Origin of the sequence: Brucella pseudogrignonensis, assembly GCF_032190615.1 — a bacterium.
GTDB classification, from domain to species: domain Bacteria; phylum Pseudomonadota; class Alphaproteobacteria; order Rhizobiales; family Rhizobiaceae; genus Brucella; species Brucella pseudogrignonensis_B.
Genome location: NZ_JAVLAT010000002.1, coordinates 20,194 through 41,333, shown reverse-complemented (window position 1 = coordinate 41,333; position 21,140 = coordinate 20,194). Strand labels below are relative to the sequence as shown.

Genomic DNA, 21,140 nt, shown 5'->3' with positions numbered 1-21,140 from the left:
GACAAATTGCGTACAGAGATTTATCCTTTCCGCTTGTCACCGAGTCCGCGGCAGGCTGAAAGGAACAAGCAATGTCTCTCAATACCCAACATCCAGGCATTTCCAACGAGGAGCGACTGGAGCGTATCAATGTTCTTCGCCGCAATTTGAGCGAAAAAAACATTGGGGCCATGCTGCTTGGGTCGACGGAAAGTCTGCTTTATTACACAGGCCTTGTGGGGCATTCCAGCGAGCGGTTGCTTGGTGCAGTCATTACATCCAGCGAGATTGTTTATATTGTTCCGGGGTTTGAGCAGAGCCGGGTTGAAAGTCTTCCACATTCGGCTGGCGAAATCCGCATCTGGCAGGAAGAGGAAAATAGTGCTTCTCTCGTCGCTTCCCTCCTGAAAGCCGGTGAAACGCTCGCTGTTGACGATGCTGTTCCGCTGTTTGTTTATAACGCATTGCGCCGTGAAATTGGTGCAGAACGCCTTGTCGATGCTGGACCGATCATTCGGGAACAGCGTATCGTCAAGTCGCAGACGGAAATCGACATTATCAAATATGCCATGGGACTGACACTGGAAGTGCACCGCCGTGCGCATCAGTTCATTCGTCCGGGCATCGCGGCGTCCGATGTCGTTCGTTTTATCGATGAGCAGCATCGCGAAATGGGTGCAGGCGGCTCGACCTTCTGCATCGTTTCTTTTGGCGAGGCCACCTCTCTGCCTCATGGTGCAGATGGCGAACAGTTCTATAAGAATGGCGATGTCATTCTGGTTGATACCGGCTGCCGGATCGATGGTTATCATTCCGATCTGACACGCACCTATATGCTTGATGAGCCGACAGCCGATTTTGAACGCATCTGGAGCATTGAACGGCAAGCGCAGCAAGCCGTTTTCGACGCTGCGAAGCTCGGTGCTGCCTGTTCCAGTCTCGATGATGCTGCTCGCTCCGTGCTGGTTAAACATGGGTTGGGGCCGGATTATCAGCTCCCCGGCCTGCCGCATCGTGCGGGCCACGGTTTGGGACTGGAAATCCATGAAGCGCCTTATATCGTGCGTGGTAATCAGTTGCCGCTGGCAGCGGGTATGTGCTTCTCAAATGAGCCGATGATTGTCGTGCCGGGACAGTTTGGCGTGCGTCTCGAAGATCATATTTACATGAGCGCCGAGGGCGCGCAGTGGTTTACGCAGCCCGCAAAAGGACCAACAGAACCATTCGCGTGATTTTTGTTTGTCGCATTATCCTACGCAAAACCGCTACGCACTTTTGCTGGAAATGCTTTAAAGGATATGCTGATGACGGAAAGCGATTATAACGCCATCCCTGAACGCAAGCGCGGTTCTGGCGGGAAAATGGTCTATGACCTGCTGCGCGATGAAATCCTTGATCTGGTGCTGCCGCCCGGCAGCCCGATCGACGAGGTTCAACTGGCAGAGCGGTTCAAAATGTCCCGTACGCCGATCCGTGAGGCTTTGGTGCGACTGGCAGGCGAGGGCCTAATCGACACCCTGCCAAATCGCTCGACGATGGTGTCGAACATCGATTTTCTTAACATGCATACCTATTTCGATGCGTTGACCCTGATGTATCGCGTCACGACCCAGCTTGCAGCAAAGAACCATCGACGGGAAGACCTAGACATCATCGCTGTTCATCAGGTGGAATTCGCCAAAGCTGTGGAAGCGCAGGATGCACTTTTAATGATAGCGACCAATGCGGAGCTTCATCTCGCAATCGCAGAGGCGGGTCGCAATCCATATTTCACGAGCCTCTTCAAACGCTTGCTCGATGAAGGCCGACGCATTCTGCGGCTCTATTATCAGTCTTATAATGATCGTCTGCCACGGCGTTTTGTCGAAGAGCATGAAGAAATGATCGCGGCAATCGCTGCGCGGGACATAAAACTGGCCGAACAGCTGGCGCATGAACATGCAGAGCAGATCGTGCGGCAGGTGCAGAAACTGGTGATGCGCGATGACCGTCTGGAAATAAACCTGTAGCGCCGTGTAATTTTTGTCGACAAATAAAATACAGGCTGATATATCAGTTGCAGCGAACTGAAAATGGCAAATGTCATAACGGTCAAATCGCTCTGGTTTTGTTTGTTGCATTGTCCGTAGCAATGCTGCGTTGCAGTTCGACGGAAGTGCGCTGAGAGGAGTTTTCGATGGCTGCCAATATTTTTTCCGGCGTGATTCCGGCTCTGATGACCCCGTGCAAGTACGACCGCACGCCTGACTTTGATGCGCTGGTGCGCAAGGGGCAGGAACTGATCGATGCTGGTATGTCGGCGGTCGTTTATTGCGGTTCAATGGGCGACTGGCCTCTGCTGACTGATGAACAGCGCATGGAAGGCGTTGCTCGCCTGACCGCTGCTGGCATTCCGGTTATCGTTGGTACTGGCGCTGTAAACACTGCTGTTGCTGCCGCCCATGCTGCCCACGCACAGAAAGTCGGCGCAAAGGGCCTTATGGTTATCCCGCGCGTTCTGTCGCGTGGCTCGGTGATTGCGGCACAAAAGGACCATTTCAAGGCTGTGCTTTCGGCTGCACCTGATCTTCCTGCAGTTATCTACAACAGCCCTTATTATGGGTTTGCAACCCGTGCCGATCTGTTTTTCGCATTGCGTGCGGAACATCCTAACCTCGTTGGCTTCAAGGAATTCGGCGGTCCTGCTGACATGCGTTATGCAGCCGAAAACATCACCAGCCGCGATGACGATGTCACGCTGATGATCGGTGTTGATACGGCTGTGTTCCATGGATTTGTGAATTGCGGTGCAACCGGCGCTATCACTGGCATCGGCAATGTTCTGCCGAAGGAAGTTATCCAGCTTTGCAAGTTGTCGCAGGCAGCAGCAAAGGGTGACGCCGATGCGCGCCAGCGTGCGCTTGAACTCGAACAGGCGCTTGCAGTTCTTTCGTCTTTCGACGAAGGCCCGGACCTCGTGCTTTACTTCAAGCATATGATGGTTCTGAAGGGTGACAAGGAATATACGCTGCACTTCAACGCAAGCGATAAGCTCTCCGACAGCCAGCGTGGTTATGTTGAAGCACAGTTCAAGCTGTTCAATAGCTGGTATGCCGAGTGGAGCAAGCTTCCGGGCGCTGTTCAGACCTACAAGGCTTGAATATAGAAATAGATTGAAAAAGCCCTCCGTTTGGAGGGCTTTTTTGTTTTTAACTAATGGCGTCTAGGCCTTTTTCCAGCAGAAGATCGAGTTGGTCAATTTCTGCTTTGGTGAGCTTGATGCCTTCACTTTCGGACTCAGCGCGTGCCTTGAAGCGGCGCTGCGAGGGCAGGCGGGCACCTTGTCCGACAATAGCGTCAAAAAGCATTTCCGCACGCGCAAACGGATCGCCCGGGCGGCCTTTCGCAAAAGCTTCTGGCGAGAATGCGATGATCAGTTCGCCGTGCACTGGCGACAGGGTTGTCGTGCCAAGAAAGTCGAGCACTTCCGGGCTGGTCAAATCGCCAATCATGATGGCTGCAAGGAGTTCAACCATCGTGCTGATTGCTGAACCCTTATGTCCGCCAAATGGCAACATGGCACCAGCAAGTGCAGTTTCCGGGTCGGTTGTCGGGTTGCCTTCTGCATCCAGCGCCCAGCCTTCCGGCAATTGCTTACCAGCGCGGCGATGCAGTTCGATTTCGCCACGTGCTGCAACCGATGTTGCAAAGTCAAAAACATAAGGTGAGGTTTCTTTGCGTGGCCAGCCAAATGCAAACGGGTTGGTGCCGAGCAGTGGTTTGTTGCCGCCGGTTGGTGCAACGGTCGCGTAGCTTGGGCACATGACGAGTGCTGCCAGACCTTCGTTTGTCAGTGCTTCGACTTCAGGCCAGAGTGCCGAAAAATGTGTGCAATCATTGATGACAAGCGCTGCAATGCCATTCTTACGCGCTCGCTCGGCAAGCACAGGAACGCCTGTTTCAAACGCAGCATTGGCAAAGCCGAAATTCGCATTCACCCGTACGATACTTGACGCTTCATCGGCCACGATTTCAGGAATCGCGTCTGCCTTTACCTTTCCGGCCTTGACTGTGCGCAGCGCACCTTCGATACGATATATGCCATGGGATTTGCAGTGATCGCGTTCACCCGCGATAATAACGCGCGTGACGGCAGCAGCCTGTATAGCGTTCAGCCCTGCTTTACGAAAAATCGCCTCTACGCGGTCGTGAAGCGTGGAAATGCTCAGGATGGTGGTCTCGCTCATCATGCATCTTTCATGGCTAAACCTGCATGGAACGTCCCGCAGGCAATTGATATGTGCGCACACACTGTATACAAACAAACAGGGTATACAATCATTAGACAAGTACAATTTAGATGCAGTGAGATACTGGTTTAATTGTGCGTTGATTTCTACAGGAGGATGGACGAATGGCATTTACGCCCAAAGGGAAACACTTTGTTGCTGGCGAATGGCTCGATGGAGCCGGAACTTTTGAATCTTCACCAGCAAGTGGGCCAGCGCATTCGTTTGCAGTCGGTACAGTCGATCTGGTGAACCGCGCTTGTGAAGCTGCGGAAGATGCTTTTTGGTCTTATGGCTATTCGACACGCGCGGAACGCGCCACATTCCTGCGCGCAATAGCTGACGAAATTGAAGCACGTATTGCTGATATCGTCGTGATCGGCTCGCAGGAAACTGGCTTGCCGGAAGCACGCCTTCAGGGTGAAACCGGCCGCACGACTGGTCAGCTGCGCCTGTTTGCTGACCATATCGAAAAGGGCGATTATCTTGATCGCCGTTTTGATGCTGCCCTTCCTGATCGTCAGCCAGCACCACGCCCAGAAATTCGTTTGGTTCAGCGCCCCATAGGTCCTGTTGCGGTATTCGGCGCCTCGAACTTCCCAATGGCATTTTCGACAGCTGGCGGTGACACCGCAGCAGCTCTTGCTGCGGGTTGCCCTGTGGTCGTGAAGGGCCATTCGGCGCATCCGGGAACAGGTGAAATCGTAGCACAGGCTGTTGAAGCCGCGATCAAAAAGACCGGCGTTCACCCCGGTGTGTTCTCGCTTATCCAGGGCGGACGCCGCGATGTTGGTCATGCGCTGGTTCAAAATCCAAACATCAAGGCTGTAGGCTTCACCGGTTCGCTGGCTGGTGGCCGCGCATTGTTTGACCTTTGTGCTGCGCGTCCAGAACCAATTCCATTTTTCGGTGAGCTTGGTTCCGTCAATCCAATGTTCCTTCTTCCTGAGGCCATGAAAGCGCGGGCAGAAACACTCGGTCAGGGCTGGGCTGGTTCGTTGACAATGGGGGCGGGCCAGTTCTGCACCAATCCCGGCATTGCCGTGGTTCTTGATGGTGCTGATGCCGATCGCTTCACTGCGGCAACGGTTGAGGGCCTTAAGAAAGTCGCTCCGCAGACCATGCTGACTGATGGTATCGCGCAGGCATACCACGAAGGCAAAGAGCGTTTTGAAACGCGCAATGCTGTAAAGCCGCTCTACGAAACCGAGTCATCGGGTCGTCAGGTTTCGCCAAACCTGTTTGAAACAACTGGCGAGCGCTTCCTGTCTGACCATGCGCTTGGCGAAGAAGTGTTCGGTCCTCTCGGACTGGTCATTCGCGTTGGCTCCGTTGACGAGATGGAAAAACTCGCGCGTGGCTTTGAAGGTCAGTTGACTGCAACCATTCATATGGATGCAGGCGATATTGGCGAAGCGCAAAAGCTTCTGCCTGTTCTGGAGCGCAAGGCTGGCCGTGTGCTGGTCAACGGCTTCCCAACGGGTGTTGAAGTTGTGGACTCAATGGTTCACGGTGGGCCATACCCTGCATCGACCAACTTTGGTGCAACCAGCGTGGGTACAATGTCTATCCGTCGCTTCCTGCGCCCTGTTTCCTATCAGAATTTCCCGAAGGAACTTCTGCCAGAAGACTTCGCGTAATCGCGCACATATAAAATAACAAAGCTGCTTTATCGGAGTAGTTTATAATCTTTTGGGCCGGAGCATCTGTAATGATGCTTCGGCTTTTTTGTCATTACATATCAAAATGTTCAATAACAGTTGCAATACGCGTGATTTTATGGCCCCCGATTTAGGTTCCTGAGAATGAATGGCACGGCGTAGCTTCAAAAGACGTTCCCGTAACGTTGAGGGAAATTGGACCACTCTAAAAGAAAAGCAGTTTTGCGGTTCATACGAAACGTCATCGTTTGATGACATCAGCCGCCCTTGATTATTCGTTTGACGGGCAAGGGCCTATGGCGCTCCGAAACGTAAGCATAGGACCAGATGGGTACGGTGCAATTTGAGCTAAAGATTATTTCCTTGCTATCATGTGCGCAGCTGGCATCGGGAATTCTCCTTATATATCGTGGCAAGCGTATGCTAACTGATATGAACAAGGTAGTGTCGTATTTTGCTCTATGTGATGGCGATGGTTTCCCGAAAGAATTCTACTGCCGTGAAGTGCATGGAGAGGATATTCCGTCAGGAACGGTTTAAATATCCGCCGACGAGTGGGGCGATTTTCAGAACAACTTTGGTCTGAGATGCTGATAAGGTGCAAAGGTCTCTGAATATGCGCCGCTTCAACCGGCCCCCCCACGCCAGATGAGCTACGGACGCAAATGCCGCCGCTCACTCGTTGCCAATTGTGGCTCTGCGTTGATAGCCTCTGATTGTCAAAAGCCGATGTACTGGCTGTTGCTGCTGATCAACAAATCCGTATTGAGATTGAACAAACGGCATAATTTCACCGCACGTATCAAAATATCGTTATGCTATAGTAGGTCCTCGGCATTACGGCAGAGCAGCTTGATGATGTCCAGATGTGGTGGGCTTTGGCTTAATCACAGCTACAGCCTGACCGATGCGCCGCCTAAGCGCAGTTTTATTGCTGAAAGGAAAGGCGTCACTTCTCGTTTCGCTCTAGCCATACTGAATAGGCAATTAGAACAAACCAAGATGTCGATATCGTAGTGATGAACATACCCATTCGCGTTCCTCCAGTGGATTAACTGGCTGGAGGTGAAAAGGTTCAGGTGTGAGAAGAAAAAAAGAAAGCCACATATTGGTTGCGGCTTATCCCCGTCACGCTAGGAGGGGGTAGAGTGACGCGGAAAAGATTAACCCCGGACGAGCCGGGGTTTGATGGTTATTCCCTGCGCATCGTATCTTTGACGATTATCGCGGTAACGATGAACAGAGCGGCAAGTATGGTTCCTTCAATCAGAAAATACCAATGCATCGCTGGACCTCTGGAGCGTATCCCGAAAAGTGTGAAACCATTTTCGGAACAAGATGCGCGTAAAAAACAAAAAGATAGAGCATTTCTAATGCTTCAATGAAAACTGGAAATGCTCTAAGCTGACATTCGCCCGCCGAGTGATGTTTTGGCGGTCATCCATGGAATAGCTACTTCTGGCTTTTCAAGAATGTTGCGTTTTTTCGCAAACCCTTCAATGGCGTTGCGTGCAATAAATATCGGCTTAAAGCCATTATGTGCGTCACAGCATGTTTTCCACGCCATCTCATAAATGACGTCGCGGTCACCGTCTGGCCACTCGCGCAGAAAGTCTATGGCGTCTTCTAATCCCGCAATCTCTTGAACCAGATTTTTGGTGTCCCTGACAAAAATGGGGCTGTCAAACAAACGGTCGCTCACTTGAACCTCCATTTGATAGAACGATAAAGTTGGATTGACGGTATCGATTTAGTCACAAAACTATTCTTTTCAAGACGACTTCGATCACAAAATCTCGGATGAAAATTATGAATATGCACCATGGCGCAATATCGCATCGCACAATCAATTCGGTACTGCGCGGGGTTGTTGGTAATGACTGATGCAGGGCAGGAGCGGGCATTAGGCCGTGTTGAGGGCAAGCTTGATCATATCATCAGGTATCAGGTATCAGGTATCAGGAGCAGGCGCGGTCAGACCGTAAACAGCAATATGAGCGCCAAGAGAAAACCGAACGTCTGCCTGAGGAAATGAGCAGGCAGATGAAAGGCATGAACCATCGCCTTGAAAAGGTGGAAGAACCCGTTGCAGATTTCAACCGCTGGCGTGAGCGTGGGGTAGGAGCAATTTGCGTGTATCCTTCGCTACCGCATCCCTTGGCGGATTATTCGCCACCTTTGGGAAAAAGATTTGGGCGTTGATGAAGGGATGAATCGCACATCTCATGTTGCATGGATTTGCTGGGATTTTTTGTAACCAGTTGTAATTGCGGGGAATCTATTTGTGACAAGATGCAACATAAAATCAGGCTGTAGCTAACCTGTGATGTATCTTAATGCATTGTTTTTGTTAGGAAATATTTTGGAGGCCTCACCCGGAGTGGTTTTGTAAAACAATATCAATTAGTTATAAGCCGTTTTCGCCACACATGGCTTTATAAATTATCATTATTTATCAATGTTGTGCGCCACACCGTGCCACACCTATTCCGCCTCATCTAGGCTGATCAGCTTATCACCTAAACCATCCCAATTGATCTTTGCAACAGCTGATCGCGCCAGTCGCGCACGTTCTGCATTTCGGGTATAGATTTTTGATGTTTTTGCATCTCTCCAGCCGAACATAGCTTCAAGCATATTGTCCGTCGCCTCATTGTGCGCCTGATCTGTTGCCAGCCCTTTGCGAACTGAATGCGACGTTAGATGATTAAGACCAGCTTGATTGAACCAGTCAGAAATCCGGTTCCCAAGACCTTTAACGGAAAACGGCTTGTTGAAATCCGTCTTGAGATAGACGAGGCCTGTAATCTCCTGCTGGTCTAGTACCGATATCAGAATGGGGTGAAGTGGAATAATAATATCCACCGGCGTCGTATTCCGGTTTTTGAATAGCCGCAGTCGAAACTCGTCATTCTTTCGGTGTTGCGGACCAAGCACTGCCAAATCAGAAACACGAAAACCAGTGTACATCTGGATTGCCAGATAAAGCGCAGCCTTGGACTTTGGCCCATGGTGCTCAATGAATTTAGCCAGATCCTCGGCGGTAGCAGTCGCATGACCATCTGTGCGCATCCGGTACGCATCCACACCCTTAGCGATATTCGGCACGATTTGCTTTGCGTCTTTCTTCGTGTCGAATACTTGGCGTAGTATCTTTAGGCGCTCATCTGCCGCAAAAGGTGTTTCTTTCTTGCGAGTTTTCAGAACTTCAATATGGGCTGCGGTCATCTTAGAAAGCGGTATATCCGCAAATAATCGGGGGTCGTTCTCGCTCAGTGGCTCAAGCAGCATTGCATCAATGATAGCGCGGCGCTTGGCTTTCGTGGTTTCATCAAGCTTTAAAAAAGGCTCCGAGGTCATATACTGAATGCACAGCCACCGGAATGAGTATGGCTTTACCGGTGCCAACTGACCTTGACCGCCCTTGACCTTTGGCTTTTTCACCTCAAGGCTATTACGAGCCTGCCAATACTTTTTAAGAAATTCTTCGCTATTTATATCGTCTGGCAAACGACAAATGCGCCGACCATCTATTCGCAGATAGTAGCGCATTGTGCCGTGACGGCTTTTATTCTTTTCAATGAATGGCAGTTCAATATTCGTCATTGCTTATTCTCAGGCTGCTTTCCATTCTTCCCCGTCATCAGAAGCTCCGCCAAATGCGCCGTGCGTATCTGTGGGCCATTCCGCCATGGCTGCAACAATCTCCGAAATAAGCCAGACTTTCCGGGTGTGCCACTTCTTTGGAGGTGGCAGCATGCCTTCACTAACCATCACGTCAACCGTATTAGGGCTTACGCCAATCGAAATGGCAACCTCTGCACGGCTCAAGCCAATCCGAGGAATAGGGTTGGTTAGATTTGTTGCTGCGGGATCATTCCTCATCATGGACACCAACCTCCGTCAATTTGTGATTTGTTTCTGTTTCGTTCACGGTGTAATAGCTGCCGCCTGATAGGAGGTCGGCATGAAGGTTTATCGTCCATACGCAACGCTTGGCGGCTGCATTGAGAATGGCATGCGGTTCAACATTTTCTGCATGGACTGCGCCCACAATAACTGGCTGGATTTGGTGAAGGCTTCTGAGAAGCTTGGCCCAGATCACACGACAAACCGAGATGTTTTGCTTTCCAAGCTCAAGTGCAGCAAATGTGGAAGCAAGCAGGTTGACATGCGCGCCCACCCAGTTGAGGCCGGAAGAACGGGGATCGCCAAAGGTGGCTGGAGCTAGGCTTCTCACTCACTCCCCCTTTCTTGCAGTGCGGTGCGGTCTGACTTCATCGCTTCCCATGCGGCCAAAACGTCAGTCGGTTTATCGAACGACTTACGGCCAAGAAGTGGGAAGTCGTCAACGTCTGATAAACGCCATCTGTCATTTGAGAGGCGGATGGCAAATGCCACAACGCTTCCACCTTCAACAATCCTATGGCAATCCTTATCGTATCGCTCAAGCTTAGCCATGGTCACTCACCGCCTTTCAGGGCTTGGCGACCTGACACGTCGATGGCGAATACCTCGACGGGGTTTGGGCCGAAATGTGGATGGGTAATTGTCTTACGAACGAAGCCAAACCACGGCAATTCCAGGCGGCGTTCTGCGTCCTCACGCTTTGGATAGCCTTTGGTTAGGACGATGCCGCTAAAACTACGGGGGCCGGTTGTTCGATAGCCGGTTACGAAAAGCCTTCGTGTCCAGTAAGCGTTCGCAAGCCGGTATTCCTCGGTCTTTGTGCCGTCACGGATCGCGTCGAAGTATTCAGCTTTTAGGGCAAGTTGCAGCTTCATTCGCTCTGCTCCCCTAGTGGCCCTTCCAGCTTGGATAGTCTGTCAATGAGGGTCATGGCTTGGCCTTCTCTGCAAAGTATCGATTAGCCATCGACTGGTAAAAAGAGCCTGACAAAGATTTCATAGACCCATGGCTATTCTCGGAGAACGTGTGAGCGATGGATGTCAGAGTGCCTTCTGCCGCCGCGAGTTCGGTTTCGAGGGCTTCCGTCTGGCCACGCCAATAATCAACATTTGACATTGCGTTTTTTGCGTTGCCCTTTGCCCCATTAAGGTCGTGATCCAACTCCTTAACCCGCGCAGTCAGCGCCGCGTTGTCGGCTTCGGCTTTCTCGGCACGTTTAACAGCCATCCGCTCCAATTGTGCATAACGATTGCCGCGTAGGGCTTCCGCAAGTTCTGCCTTAAGCTGTTCCTTCTCTACCCGTTCCGCCGCAATGATGGCCTCGGCCTGATCGAAGCGGACGTATTCGCCGGTTTCGTCTGGATGCATATAGCTACCTTCGTTGAAGTGGCTACGATCTTCTAAGTCGTACCGCTCCAACCCTTCGACCGGCGCGGCGGGGCGGGTGTTGCGTAGTGCCTGTATCGCCAGTTGAAGAATTGCTTTGTTGCCGATTGAAGCGCCTGCCCAATCACACTTTTCAAGCGCGTCTGCTATTCCTTCATTCGAAATGTCGTGCTTAACGATAAGCCCTTGCTCATTCGCCATGGTCGCTGCCTCCTGCCGGGCGGGTGGACGCTACAGGCTGAGACGAGAGGGCGGCTCGAAAGTTGACGAGAACATCACGAAAAGCGCCGTAGTGAGCCAGAACCCACTCGTATAGTTCGTCGCGTTCATCCTTATTTCCGGCGTCATACTCGGCCTTCATGGTGAGATATTCACGTGTTTTACGCTCCAGCCATTCACCGAAGAACTTGATATCGGTCATTCCGGAATGAACGAGCCACTTATCGACTGGCAAAGTTCCCATCATTTCATCAATGGAGTACATGCCTTTTGCCTTAAGGCGTGCATTTAGGTCGCCTTCCTCCAACGCCTGCGCACGCGGGGATGCCCCTTGCAGGAAAGGCAGGGCGGCTGTGAGTGCTGCGCGAACGGCTGTTTCACCTACGCAATTCGGTGTGTCGTAATACTCGTCTATGCGCTTGCTTGCCGCCTGTACTGCTTCATCTGGTATGGTCGGGGTCATGGCTTCCTCGCATTCCGAATAATCACGATTGCGGCATCATCGTCGCCGGATACGCCGTACAGGGCTAAGGCCACTTGGCACGGATCGATTTTGTGCTGTTCCCAGAACTTCTGCTCGTTGGTGGCATGCTGTTCACGATGGACTGACGGCGCCAAAGGCACTGTCCAACGATCATCCGGTTTTTCAGCCTTCCCGGTGTCTCGCTTGCCGTATGCTGGCGCTGCGTACCGGATATGAGCTGCTTCAACGCCATACTGACCAGTTACCAAGCAGGGCAGGGTTCTTATCCATGCCAGATGCTTTCCGTCCTGTTTCCTTGGTCGCTTCTGCCCCTTGGATGGGGCAGTACTGAATGCTTCGGGGTGTCTGCGGACTGCTGAGGCCATCACACTGCCTCCTCAAGCTCAAAGTGAGATTTGACAGCCTGCAATGCTTGAACAGTAGTTGTTACGTTCTTATTGCTGACGCCTACGAAAAAATCACAATCGTTTGCTTCTTCCCGTGCTTTGATTGGCCGGTGGTTCGAGAACCTGACCTTGAACTCTTTCCCGCGGTCATTGCTGACGGTGATGTATTTCGATACGGTGTGCTTTGCCTCATAAAGTCTCAGTGACAATCCAAGGTCGAGCGCATCTTCACAGAAGCCTATCCATTTTGTTTTTCCATATCCTCGGTCTGCCAAGTCCTTAATACGCAGATCAAGATATGCGGGTGTCACGGGTGTGTTTCTTGCTCGAAACTTCCTAGCCATCACTGCACCTCGTCCAACTCGGCGATGTCAGTGCCGATTGCGTTGCAGGCGTCTTCAAGGACAGAAGCTTGTGAATTGTATCCCTGAGCCACGCCGACAAACATGCGGGTGATCTTTTTCGCCAGTTCGATGCCGTCATGCGAAACGACCGTGCCAGCCTGCATGAAGCCTTCTGTCCACGACCAAACATCATCTTTCGCTTTGGTCTTATCTTCCCCGTCGAAGTCCTTGGTCAGCGCGGTCAACTGGACAACCAGCTTCATTAGCTCACGCTTTTCAAGCTTCACATCTTCCGAATTATCGAGGGTGGAGCCGTTTACCGAACCTTCTCCACCCTCTCTGTCTGATGCGCTGGAGGTGACGCTATCAGATGCGGTTGTATCTTGAGTATCCGGGGAGCTGGCGAGTGTTTCAGTCTCAGCCGTTACAAAGTCCTTATTGAAGCCTTCGCTTGCTGTTGGCTCAATCTGGCGCTGTTGCAGACGCTGCATGATGGAAGGTGTCGAAACTTCCTTCGCGCGGACGGCCCTTGCATTCTCGGACATGTCGAGCATTTCATCAGGCGTATAGACGCCAAGCATAAGAGCCGGTTCATAGATGCGGCACCAGTCACGAGTTCCGCGGTAAATCAGCATCCGAACAAAGTTCTTTGGCGACCATGGCGAGCCGTTGCCACTTGTTTTCCATTCACTGACAGAACCGTCAAACAGGCGCATGTCTGGGCGGCGAATGCCCGGCTTAAGCGTGGCGACAATCTCACCAGTCAACGGCCTGTCGCTCAAGTAAACCCGCATAGCATCGCCTTCACCTACAAAGTGGTGATGAAGGTTGAAACCAAGCTTCGCCTGAATTACAGCGGCAACCAGCTTTCCCTCGTAGCAAAGCTTTCCGTGAACCACGGATACGGCTTGAGCAACCGAAAATGGATCTAGTCCCCAACGGACGGCCTGATTGACGATCAGGAAGCAATTTGCGGCTACCCGTTCAAATGGAAGCTCCTGCTTATTGTCCTTCGTGCCTTCCTCTCTCAGGCTGTCAGGGATCAGTGTTGAACGCGCCATGCCTGTTGCAATGCGCTGCATGTGTTCAAACTTGGACGTGTCGAGAAGCGGAACAGCGTCAACGACTTCGATAATCTGGCGCTGCTTTGGAGCGTCTTGCGGTACGATCTGGTTCATTATGCTGCCTTCTCGGAATATTTGATTTGTTCTTCGACGCGGTTGCGCGCCCATGGCGGCATTTCGACGTAGGAAATGTGCTGATCATGGCCGTCATATCCGGGCCAATCGTTGAGCCTGATGCACTTCTCCAGTGTGTCGAGAGCAATACGCGCCTGCGCTTCGCCAAGGTCGATATCGGCGTCTTTCAACGTCACTACACGCACATCGTAAGGAGCTGTTTTCTCGACAAATACGAAGGTGAAAGAGGAGAAAGCCTGTTCGCCCAACACCTCACGGACAACCATGCGGGTAAAGCCAGCCTGGATATGATAACCGTGTGCGAAGATCGCCTTCGACAAGCTGTCATCATCGACAGACGCCGCCGTTTTCAGGTCAACGAAATCGCCGCCATCATTGGGGATTACGTCTGGCCGGTTCTTTAACCAGATGCCGTTACGTTTGGCGAAAATTGATCGCTCAATGCGTCCGTTCAGAATACCAAGGCGAATTGCTTCCTTTTGTGAAAGCGCTTCAGCGATGTTCTTAATGTGCGCAATCTCTGTCTCAGTGATAACGGCGCGGCCTTCATCAGCCTGTTTCTTGAGCCATGATTTGCAGGCGGTGGAATTCGCATTCCAAGGCTTAGAAGCGCCCTTGTTATCGTCGTATTCCTTTGGACGCAGCGCATACCGTTCAGAGAAGCCTTCTTCGCCCAAGAGAAGCATGTGAGCAGCTTTACCGAAGTCGAGCGCCTTAGAGCCTTCTGGCTCAACAGCATTCGGATTGTATGGGCTGGCGTACCAGTACTCGAGCGGACGGCGTAGAACTGTGCGAAGGCTTGATGACGAGATTGAGAACCCATCAAACAGGCTGGTTTCGCGGTGATAGGTTTCTATCGGAACCATGGAATAAACGCCGTTCTTGGTGATGATTTCACCTTTCCAGACGCGTTCTTGTGAAAGTCCTGTTGCCAATCCGTTTAACGCTTGGCCCACTTGCTGGAAGGTGTCAGTCATGCTGCACCTCCAAGGGCTACCTCAAGCGCCTTTGCCTTGTCGTTCTGCCAGTCGTGTTCAACATAATCGCTGATAGCTTGAAGTATTTCTGCTTTGTCGCCAGCTTCCTTGATTTCCTCAAAGAGGTCTTGAAGGCGATAGAGCATAGAGCTCGAAGCATGCGCTTTGTCCGACGCGAGTTTGAGTGCAGCACTGCCAAGCTGATAATCTGATATTTCAAGCGTCTTATTGAACTGCTTTACTACCCAATCAACGGTCTGATTTTGATCGTTGGCGATCAGTTGCGCGGCAACGATTGCATCAGCTTCTGAAAGATGAAGATCGCTTTCGTTGTATACTGATCCAGAGCCAATGCCCGTCTCGACACACATATAACGAAAGCCGTGGTCATATGATCCTTCGGCGCTGTTGTACTGAACGCTTCCGATAGTCAGCTTTGTGATGGATGGCTCAAACAGTGAGTAATCCAGCGACATTTCGTGGTTGCTTTGATATGAAGTGCTGCACCGTGGGCAGGAAAATTCATAATCCGTGCCAGCCGGTGAGGTGGCTTTCCACTTCCGGGTGCCAAGGCAATCAGGGCAAGGGCGCTGCTTTTTATTAGATACAGTCGAGCCCCGGTAAACCGTATCTCCAATCGAATATTTGCTCTCGATTTTCACTTCAACTCTCCCGGAAACTCTTGTGCCAGCGCTATGTCTGCGGCGAGAACGCATTCCTGATTGAATTGCTGGAATAGTTCTTCGCGCATCTGGCTGGCTGTTGCTAACTGTTCTGGTGTGAACCGTGGGCGCTTCTCATCGCCCTTGGCTGACTGGCGGCGCACATAGCCGCTTACTTGGAGGAGGGCGGTCATACTGAGGATACCCAGACAAGAAACACGCCGCAGAAGGCAGAAACGGCAACAAAGCCAGCGATGTCTTCAATAAGGTCACGCATGGGCTAAATCCCCAGAAACGGCGCGATAAACGCGATTGATAGGTTGATGGTGATGAGTGTCAGGAAAGGGTCGGGGATGGTCATGCCCATGCCTTGTGGCCGTCCCAGCCCATTTCCATTGAGTTCATTGCGTCTTCGTGTTGTTCACATGGATCGCACAGGCCGGGACCATTCACAGGCTTCCCGCAGTGACGGCAGCTACTTGGTGAGTGGTAAATCGGCTTGATCTTTACGTTCTGACCGATCTGATCTTTTACGCTTGGAGCCTTGGGCCACTCTTTGACCCCAGCAGCTTTGCGAACAGTAAGGCACACGTCAGCCCATGCACTTCGTTTGGCGTATCTCTCGTTGACATCACGAGGACGAAGACCAACCTTGAAAGCAGCAGAGCAAGACTTATCGCAGCACTTGCCCCAGCCGCGTTTATGATCAGCAAGACGGGTATAAAATAAGATTCCGCAAGCTGCGCAATTCTTCTGGATCATCATTATGCAGCCCTCCCATGGACGTAGTCGTTGATCGTCTCGATCGCCTTGTCGATCAGGTCCAGAACGTCCTCAGAGCGTTTAAGGCGGTAATCCCGGCGCTCCTTTTCGCTCATTGGCGGCTCACTGCCGAACCCGCGCAGGTAGTCGATCAACCGGATTTCATCGTCACAGTTCTTTTCCACAAACCGGCCAAGCAAGCGGCGAACATCAAGCCCACTCTCGCCCTGATCCTTCAACGTGAAGCATGTCAGGCTGACCGTTCCGGCAATGCCCTCAATGGCTTCAACTGCCGCAACGTGGTTCTTGAAAATCGCCAGTAGTTCGGCTCGGTCTGACATGGCTGATCCTTCGGTTTGGAAACTCTGTGAGCAGTTTTGGACATGCTCAGGTCCGTAATCTCACTTGTAAAATTCATGTCCAGCTTGAGACGCGCACCGCGTTGCACTTCACATAACAACCTCCATCACCAGTTTCGGCAGTGGTTGAAATCTCGCGGTTCAGATCGGCAAAGGCTTCTTCGTGAACTGCTTTGATGAGTTCACTATATACGCAAAAAACGTATAAGCAAGGATAAAATACGAACTATGCGTAAATAATTTGACATTACGTACGTGCGCAGCGTAAAAGAAAAGCCCCGGAGCGGTGAAGCTGCCGGGGCCTGAAAAGATCGTCTGAGACGGATTGTTTAGCAGATTATAGATCGTTGCACAACCGAAACGATTAATTCAGGGCGTCGAATAACTGAAAATCTTGGGTCTGCTCGGAGGTTCCCGCCAAGGTGATTTGTTTTTTAAACGCTAAAGAGACGGTCTTTTTTTGGATTTGACCCGTTACGCCGATCACCCGGTGTATGAAATCCACAGCGGTTTTTCATCCCAGACTGATGAAACGGTTTCAGCGGGGTAGACGCCGCTCGAATGGTTTGGATGTGACTTGAGAGATTGAACTGCCGATATAGCCTTCATGCATGGAGACAGACTGGCCCACTGGTGAAACGGGCAGGCAGGGATACTGAAGCTTCATAGCATCCCGGTTCATCGACATAGGATGAACTGCAAAGGACGGAACCCTTCGGTATGAAGGTAAACGTCTTGATAGCCAGAGGTGTATCCAAAATCAGGAAATAGCTTTTTTAGCTTCTTCTGCTCGAACATGATTGGCGACATAAAGAATAAGTCGGCATAATGACTGAAATACAAAACCAACTGCCGAAGCTAGGAAAAGCCAATTAGAATTATAAGGGTTTTTAGCCTTCGCAAAGTCATCGTTCGTGGAAAGATATTTCAATTCGTTAAAAGCATTAGAATAACCGACCGCGTACATTACGTAGCAAATCCCAATTACTGATAGTGCAATACTAATAGTCGACGTAACAGCGTTGAAAACTCCGGGCGCCTTGTAAGCAAAGGTGGATAGCCCAGCAACTAATGCCAAAGCTGCGGCAATAAAGCCCCAATCAATCTCCATCCCTTTGATCTCCCCACAGCGCTGCCGCTTCTTTATCTGTTGGAACGTGCGGCTTAATCAAAGTCACCTCCGCAGCCCACTTCAATTCTGCATCGATAATTGGCTCGCCTGTAACGGTCAGAAGATCGTAGCGCCCCGGCTTACGGCCCTTCTTTACGAACCTAACCAAATCGCGGTCGTCAGAAGTCATCACCACACAAAGCTTATCGTGAAGACCGTCATGCGGCGGTGCAAACTCTTGCTCATAGAAAACAAGCCAGCCATCCCGTATCGCGCCCATGCTATAGCCGCGCACGACCTTAGCCACCGTATTGGGTGTGAAATCAGGATGAGGTACGCGGATGATTGCTCGGTCGGTCATTGGTTTTTCATTTCCAATTGCAGGCGGCTGCTAGTTTCGCAGCCACTTCTTCGACGTTCCCAAGATCAAAGACGGCTTCACTTCTTGGATTGTCTGTCTGGATCGCAAGTGTCTCGCCGTTCTTTAGTTTCTTGATAAAAGGAACCGCTTTGTTACCCGACCAGAGGCCAACAGCGCGATAGTTGTCTGATCGGCTCCATTTCTCCGTTTTCGCAGGCTCTGAACCTATCCGATACGTCACGCCTGTTTGGTCATTCATGCCGAATTGATTGTGCAAATAGACTACAGAGGTTTTCTTGTCGTAACAGCGTAAGACGATTGACGGTTCTCCAAGCAGCGGCTTGCTGCTGCCTGTACTTTTGGGAGTTATAAACGCCGTGATGCGCGGGCTTTCATCAATCGGAGATTTTTCTTCGGTTATCTCCCATCTTGCCAAGTCGCTTTCACCTTCTGCCGCCTCTGCCTTTTGCTCGGCTACTTCACTCTTTGGAAAAAGCTTGTCAAAGCAGGTCAGGCGTTGGAGGCTGTCACCAATGGCAGAACATTCCTGCGGTGTTGTCTGTGCGTAAGTGGGCCCAGCAACAAGTATAGCGGCTGCTGTCGCCAAAAGAATTCTCACGATCATCACTTGCAGACCTTGCTTTTCTCAGCGCTCTCGATGGCGTTAACTTTTCCTTTTGAGACGGCTACTTCGCCTTCTTTATCCCCGCCTAGAGTGCTTGACGCCGGAACGCCAATCAGGAAAACGCCAACAGCATCACCCGTTGCGGCTTCGTTTTGCTGCTTAGAAAGGGTGGTAAGCTTTGTCTTTTCCTTCGCAAGCTCACTTGCTAGTGCTTGACAGCTAAGGTTTGTGTACGCCGCCATTGGAATATCTACTGGCACAATAGCGTCAGGACGCTTTGCGCAAGCCGATGCCGTGATGCCAACTGCCAGAACCCCAAAAATGATCTTCTTCATAAAATTCCCCGTCCCCGTAGTTTCCCCAGCTATCACTTATGCGATTGCCACTTAGTCATCATTTCGTTGTAGGCAACACGAGCGCCTTTAACTGTCGTAGTTTCGTTGTAGACGTTGCAATGAGGCCAGCCTCGGTCTTTTTCGCGTGTAAACCTGTTACCGGAAAGGACGGCTTCAATTCGTTGGGGCATCGGCAACTGATCGATGCGCTTGCCGTCTACTGCCATGCGAACAGGTTTTTCATCACAAAGATCACGGTCGAGGTCTGGATTTGAAGTGAGGCGAGGGCCTTTATGGTCAACCTCAAACAATGTGGCGACGCCGATTGCTACGCCTTCATCGGATTGACCAAAGCTTGTTACCATGGCCCAGCACTTCGACCGTTCGATTAGCTTGCCGTAAGGGTCTTTCTGATCGGGCTGGCATCCGGTTGACCATTTCTCACCAGTCAAGCTTGATGGTTGTTGTGGTGCTGGCGTATTCGCAACGCACCCGATCAACACAATTGCGACCCCCACCGCTATAAATCCCCGCATAATTTCCTCTTACTTAATCACACCGAAGCGTCTTAGAACTCTGCCCACGATGAATACATCGTCCGGGTTCTTTTCTTTGATCCGGTGGCGCGTGTTGTCAGAAATAATTCTGATTACGTTTTCGCCGTTCTCCTGAGAGACTTCGAGGCGCTTGATTACAAGCCCACCAATCTCATCGAGGATTGCGTAAATGCCGTCAGGCGAGGGCCAGCGGTGACGGGTATCGACAACAACCACATCGCCTTCCTCAAGCGTCGGGTACATGCTGTCGCCTTGAACCGGGACGAATACGGTATCTTGTGGGTGAAGGCCAAGAGACGTGTAAATCGCTGGCGGCAAGCGCCAATAGTCGGACACGGCATCAGCTGCAAACGTCATGCCCTTATGTCCAGGTACACCCTCACTTACAATTGACAACCCACCAGCCCCCATGCCGCCTGTAATGTCGATCTGGGGCGATGTTCCTTCTGGTGCCCCACGAAAGCCAGTTTCGGAGCCAAAGGTTAAGGTTTCGTCTCCAACGTGGTCTGGCTCATCTGGGTCAAAGCTGGAGACTAGTGGTTTAGTGCCGCCAGAAATGAACCTAGACCGAGCGTCTCTGTTCCCCATGGCTTGCACCTCGTCAAGCTCAATAGGTGGCGTTCCCTTACCAACCAGAACATCGGAAAGCTTATCAGCGAGATCCTGTGCCAAATAATCCTTGCTGAACTCAGCATCATTTTCATAGCGCTGGATGCTTGATGCCCTAGCGTAACCAATCGCTTTTGCCAGATCATCCATTGAATAACCTGCGCGCTCGCGAAGCGCTTTGAAGTGAGAAGTTACTGAAAAACGGTGCTTTGTCATTTTTTTACGTTACGCATATCGCGTTTACGTTTTCCACGTTGACATGATTACGCAAAGTGCGTATAAATGTGTAAATCAACAGTACGGAAAACCTTATGACCATCACACCAGCCGAATACGTGATCACTAAGCTTGGAGGTCTTACGAAGACCGCTAGAGCTTGCGGAAAGCCTGTTTCGACCGTTCAGGGATGGAATGAACGAGGAACTATTCCTCAAAGACATTGGTCAGCGTTGAAGGACGCTGCCGAGGTGGAGGGTGTTTCCCTCGAATACGCAGATTTCGTAAATACACATCAATCCCCAGAAACATCGAGTGCAGCATGATTATCGAACTCGAAATAAACGGCGCTCGCGTCATCATCAGTGGTGATAATCTCACGGTTAACATGACGCAGGAAGACCGGGCTAAAGGCGCTGTAGTGGCGCGTAGAACGTCTGATCTAAGCATGCCAAGCCCAGAAGACATCAAAGAACTTCGTGAGAAACTTGGATACCGACAGGCTGCGTTCGCTCGGCTGTTCCGCATAAGTCAGGCAACCGTTTCTCGCTGGGAGACAGGCGTTGAGAAGCCTAATGGCCCGGCATCTGTACTGCTTTCAAATCTAATTTCAGAAAACAAAGTGTCGTCGTGAGTGCATATTTGCGTTGAAGCATCTGCATTCATTGAAGCTGCTCAATTCCCATTGCCTGCCGGGGACACCTCGCCCCCGCCTGTTAACTCGGTAGGCG

General features: G+C 51.3%; 30 protein-coding genes. 7 read left to right on the top strand and 23 right to left on the bottom strand.

Annotation, left to right across the window (positions count from 1 at the left end; translation table 11 throughout):
* Positions 1-71 precede the first annotated feature (71 nt).
* The 3 genes from RI570_RS11620 (at position 72) to RI570_RS11610 (ending at position 3,118) form a co-directional block, all read left to right on the top strand.
* Complete coding sequence (locus RI570_RS11620) at positions 72-1,211, top strand: Xaa-Pro peptidase family protein (protein ID WP_313828688.1); 1,140 nt, start codon at positions 72-74, stop codon at positions 1,209-1,211.
* Positions 1,212-1,283: 72 nt separating this feature from the next.
* Positions 1,284-1,988: a GntR family transcriptional regulator gene (locus tag RI570_RS11615; protein ID WP_409558660.1), complete on the top strand. Its 705-nt coding sequence runs from the start codon at positions 1,284-1,286 to the stop codon at positions 1,986-1,988.
* Between the two features lie 167 nt (positions 1,989-2,155).
* Entirely contained in the window at positions 2,156-3,118 is a 963-nt protein-coding gene (locus RI570_RS11610) for a dihydrodipicolinate synthase family protein (protein ID WP_313828686.1), read from the top strand.
* 49 nt (positions 3,119-3,167) lie between these two features.
* On the opposite strand, the gene RI570_RS11605 is transcribed toward RI570_RS11610, so the two are convergent.
* Positions 3,168-4,205, bottom strand: a complete 1,038-nt coding sequence (locus RI570_RS11605; RefSeq protein ID WP_313830001.1) for an Ldh family oxidoreductase — start codon at positions 4,203-4,205, stop codon at positions 3,168-3,170.
* Between the two features lie 167 nt (positions 4,206-4,372).
* Here RI570_RS11605 and RI570_RS11600 point away from each other — a divergent pair, with 167 nt between their 5' ends.
* Positions 4,373-5,887: an aldehyde dehydrogenase (NADP(+)) gene (locus RI570_RS11600; protein WP_313828685.1), complete on the top strand. Its 1,515-nt coding sequence runs from the start codon at positions 4,373-4,375 to the stop codon at positions 5,885-5,887.
* A 1,169-nt stretch (positions 5,888-7,056) separates the two neighbouring features.
* The gene (locus RI570_RS11595; protein ID WP_313828684.1) at positions 7,057-7,293 is read left to right on the top strand and encodes a hypothetical protein; all 237 of its coding nucleotides are present in this window, start codon (positions 7,057-7,059) and stop codon (positions 7,291-7,293) included.
* 14 nt (positions 7,294-7,307) lie between these two features.
* Here the strand turns inward: RI570_RS11595 and RI570_RS11590 are convergent, their stop codons facing one another.
* The 22 genes from RI570_RS11590 to RI570_RS11485 form a co-directional block, all read right to left on the bottom strand.
* Positions 7,308-7,610, bottom strand: a complete 303-nt coding sequence (locus RI570_RS11590) for a DUF982 domain-containing protein (RefSeq protein ID WP_313828682.1) — start codon at positions 7,608-7,610, stop codon at positions 7,308-7,310.
* A gap of 782 nt (positions 7,611-8,392) precedes the next feature.
* Entirely contained in the window at positions 8,393-9,514 is a 1,122-nt protein-coding gene (locus tag RI570_RS11585) for a tyrosine-type recombinase/integrase (RefSeq protein WP_313828681.1), read from the bottom strand.
* A 9-nt stretch (positions 9,515-9,523) separates the two neighbouring features.
* Positions 9,524-9,796, bottom strand: a complete 273-nt coding sequence (locus RI570_RS11580; protein ID WP_313828679.1) for a hypothetical protein — start codon at positions 9,794-9,796, stop codon at positions 9,524-9,526.
* Positions 9,783-10,148, bottom strand: coding sequence for a hypothetical protein (locus RI570_RS11575; protein ID WP_313828678.1), 366 nt, complete (start codon positions 10,146-10,148; stop codon positions 9,783-9,785). Before RI570_RS11575 ends, RI570_RS11580 begins: the two co-directional genes overlap by 14 nt.
* Complete coding sequence (locus RI570_RS11570) at positions 10,145-10,369, bottom strand: hypothetical protein (RefSeq protein ID WP_313828677.1); 225 nt, start codon at positions 10,367-10,369, stop codon at positions 10,145-10,147. The genes RI570_RS11575 and RI570_RS11570 overlap by 4 nt, the downstream gene beginning before the upstream one ends.
* A 2-nt stretch (positions 10,370-10,371) precedes the next feature.
* Complete coding sequence (locus RI570_RS11565; RefSeq protein ID WP_313828676.1) at positions 10,372-10,692, bottom strand: ASCH domain-containing protein; 321 nt, start codon at positions 10,690-10,692, stop codon at positions 10,372-10,374.
* Between the two features lie 52 nt (positions 10,693-10,744).
* Positions 10,745-11,404, bottom strand: coding sequence for a hypothetical protein (locus RI570_RS11560; protein WP_313828675.1), 660 nt, complete (start codon positions 11,402-11,404; stop codon positions 10,745-10,747).
* The gene (locus RI570_RS11555) at positions 11,394-11,885 is read right to left on the bottom strand and encodes a hypothetical protein (protein WP_313828674.1); all 492 of its coding nucleotides are present in this window, start codon (positions 11,883-11,885) and stop codon (positions 11,394-11,396) included. Before RI570_RS11555 ends, RI570_RS11560 begins: the two co-directional genes overlap by 11 nt.
* Positions 11,882-12,271, bottom strand: a complete 390-nt coding sequence (locus RI570_RS11550; protein ID WP_313828673.1) for a hypothetical protein — start codon at positions 12,269-12,271, stop codon at positions 11,882-11,884. The genes RI570_RS11555 and RI570_RS11550 overlap by 4 nt, the downstream gene beginning before the upstream one ends.
* Complete coding sequence (locus RI570_RS11545; RefSeq protein ID WP_313828672.1) at positions 12,271-12,636, bottom strand: hypothetical protein; 366 nt, start codon at positions 12,634-12,636, stop codon at positions 12,271-12,273. Before RI570_RS11545 ends, RI570_RS11550 begins: the two co-directional genes overlap by 1 nt.
* A complete protein-coding gene (locus RI570_RS11540) occupies positions 12,636-13,814 on the bottom strand; it encodes a hypothetical protein (protein WP_313828671.1) in 1,179 nt (392 codons plus the stop codon). Before RI570_RS11540 ends, RI570_RS11545 begins: the two co-directional genes overlap by 1 nt.
* On the bottom strand, positions 13,814-14,812 hold the full coding sequence (locus tag RI570_RS11535) for a PD-(D/E)XK nuclease-like domain-containing protein (RefSeq protein ID WP_313828670.1): 999 nt from the start codon (positions 14,810-14,812) through the stop codon (positions 13,814-13,816). The genes RI570_RS11540 and RI570_RS11535 overlap by 1 nt, the downstream gene beginning before the upstream one ends.
* A complete protein-coding gene (locus tag RI570_RS11530; RefSeq protein ID WP_313828669.1) occupies positions 14,809-15,288 on the bottom strand; it encodes a hypothetical protein in 480 nt (159 codons plus the stop codon). Before RI570_RS11530 ends, RI570_RS11535 begins: the two co-directional genes overlap by 4 nt.
* A gap of 182 nt (positions 15,289-15,470) precedes the next feature.
* Positions 15,471-15,668: a hypothetical protein gene (locus RI570_RS11525; RefSeq protein WP_313828668.1), complete on the bottom strand. Its 198-nt coding sequence runs from the start codon at positions 15,666-15,668 to the stop codon at positions 15,471-15,473.
* 163 nt (positions 15,669-15,831) lie between these two features.
* Positions 15,832-16,239, bottom strand: a complete 408-nt coding sequence (locus tag RI570_RS11520) for a hypothetical protein (protein WP_313828667.1) — start codon at positions 16,237-16,239, stop codon at positions 15,832-15,834.
* Positions 16,239-16,577: a hypothetical protein gene (locus RI570_RS11515; protein ID WP_313828666.1), complete on the bottom strand. Its 339-nt coding sequence runs from the start codon at positions 16,575-16,577 to the stop codon at positions 16,239-16,241. The genes RI570_RS11520 and RI570_RS11515 overlap by 1 nt, the downstream gene beginning before the upstream one ends.
* A 778-nt stretch (positions 16,578-17,355) precedes the next feature.
* A complete protein-coding gene (locus RI570_RS11510) occupies positions 17,356-17,706 on the bottom strand; it encodes a hypothetical protein (protein ID WP_313828665.1) in 351 nt (116 codons plus the stop codon).
* Complete coding sequence (locus tag RI570_RS11505; protein WP_313828664.1) at positions 17,696-18,067, bottom strand: hypothetical protein; 372 nt, start codon at positions 18,065-18,067, stop codon at positions 17,696-17,698. Before RI570_RS11505 ends, RI570_RS11510 begins: the two co-directional genes overlap by 11 nt.
* A gap of 7 nt (positions 18,068-18,074) precedes the next feature.
* The gene (locus RI570_RS11500) at positions 18,075-18,686 is read right to left on the bottom strand and encodes a type VI secretion system-associated protein TagO (protein ID WP_313828663.1); all 612 of its coding nucleotides are present in this window, start codon (positions 18,684-18,686) and stop codon (positions 18,075-18,077) included.
* A gap of 5 nt (positions 18,687-18,691) precedes the next feature.
* Positions 18,692-19,027 (bottom strand): hypothetical protein, encoded by a 336-nt coding sequence (locus RI570_RS11495; RefSeq protein WP_313828662.1) that lies wholly within the window; start codon positions 19,025-19,027, stop codon positions 18,692-18,694.
* A 32-nt stretch (positions 19,028-19,059) separates the two neighbouring features.
* A complete protein-coding gene (locus tag RI570_RS11490; RefSeq protein WP_313828661.1) occupies positions 19,060-19,563 on the bottom strand; it encodes a hypothetical protein in 504 nt (167 codons plus the stop codon).
* Positions 19,564-19,572: 9 nt separating this feature from the next.
* Positions 19,573-20,409 (bottom strand): LexA family transcriptional regulator, encoded by an 837-nt coding sequence (locus RI570_RS11485; RefSeq protein WP_313828660.1) that lies wholly within the window; start codon positions 20,407-20,409, stop codon positions 19,573-19,575.
* A 95-nt stretch (positions 20,410-20,504) separates the two neighbouring features.
* Between RI570_RS11485 and RI570_RS21665 the strand changes: the two genes are divergently transcribed.
* Complete coding sequence (locus RI570_RS21665; protein ID WP_409558659.1) at positions 20,505-20,735, top strand: carph-isopro domain-containing protein; 231 nt, start codon at positions 20,505-20,507, stop codon at positions 20,733-20,735.
* Positions 20,732-21,043, top strand: coding sequence for a helix-turn-helix domain-containing protein (locus RI570_RS11480; protein WP_313828659.1), 312 nt, complete (start codon positions 20,732-20,734; stop codon positions 21,041-21,043). The genes RI570_RS21665 and RI570_RS11480 overlap by 4 nt, the downstream gene beginning before the upstream one ends.
* Positions 21,044-21,140: the final 97 nt, after the last annotated feature.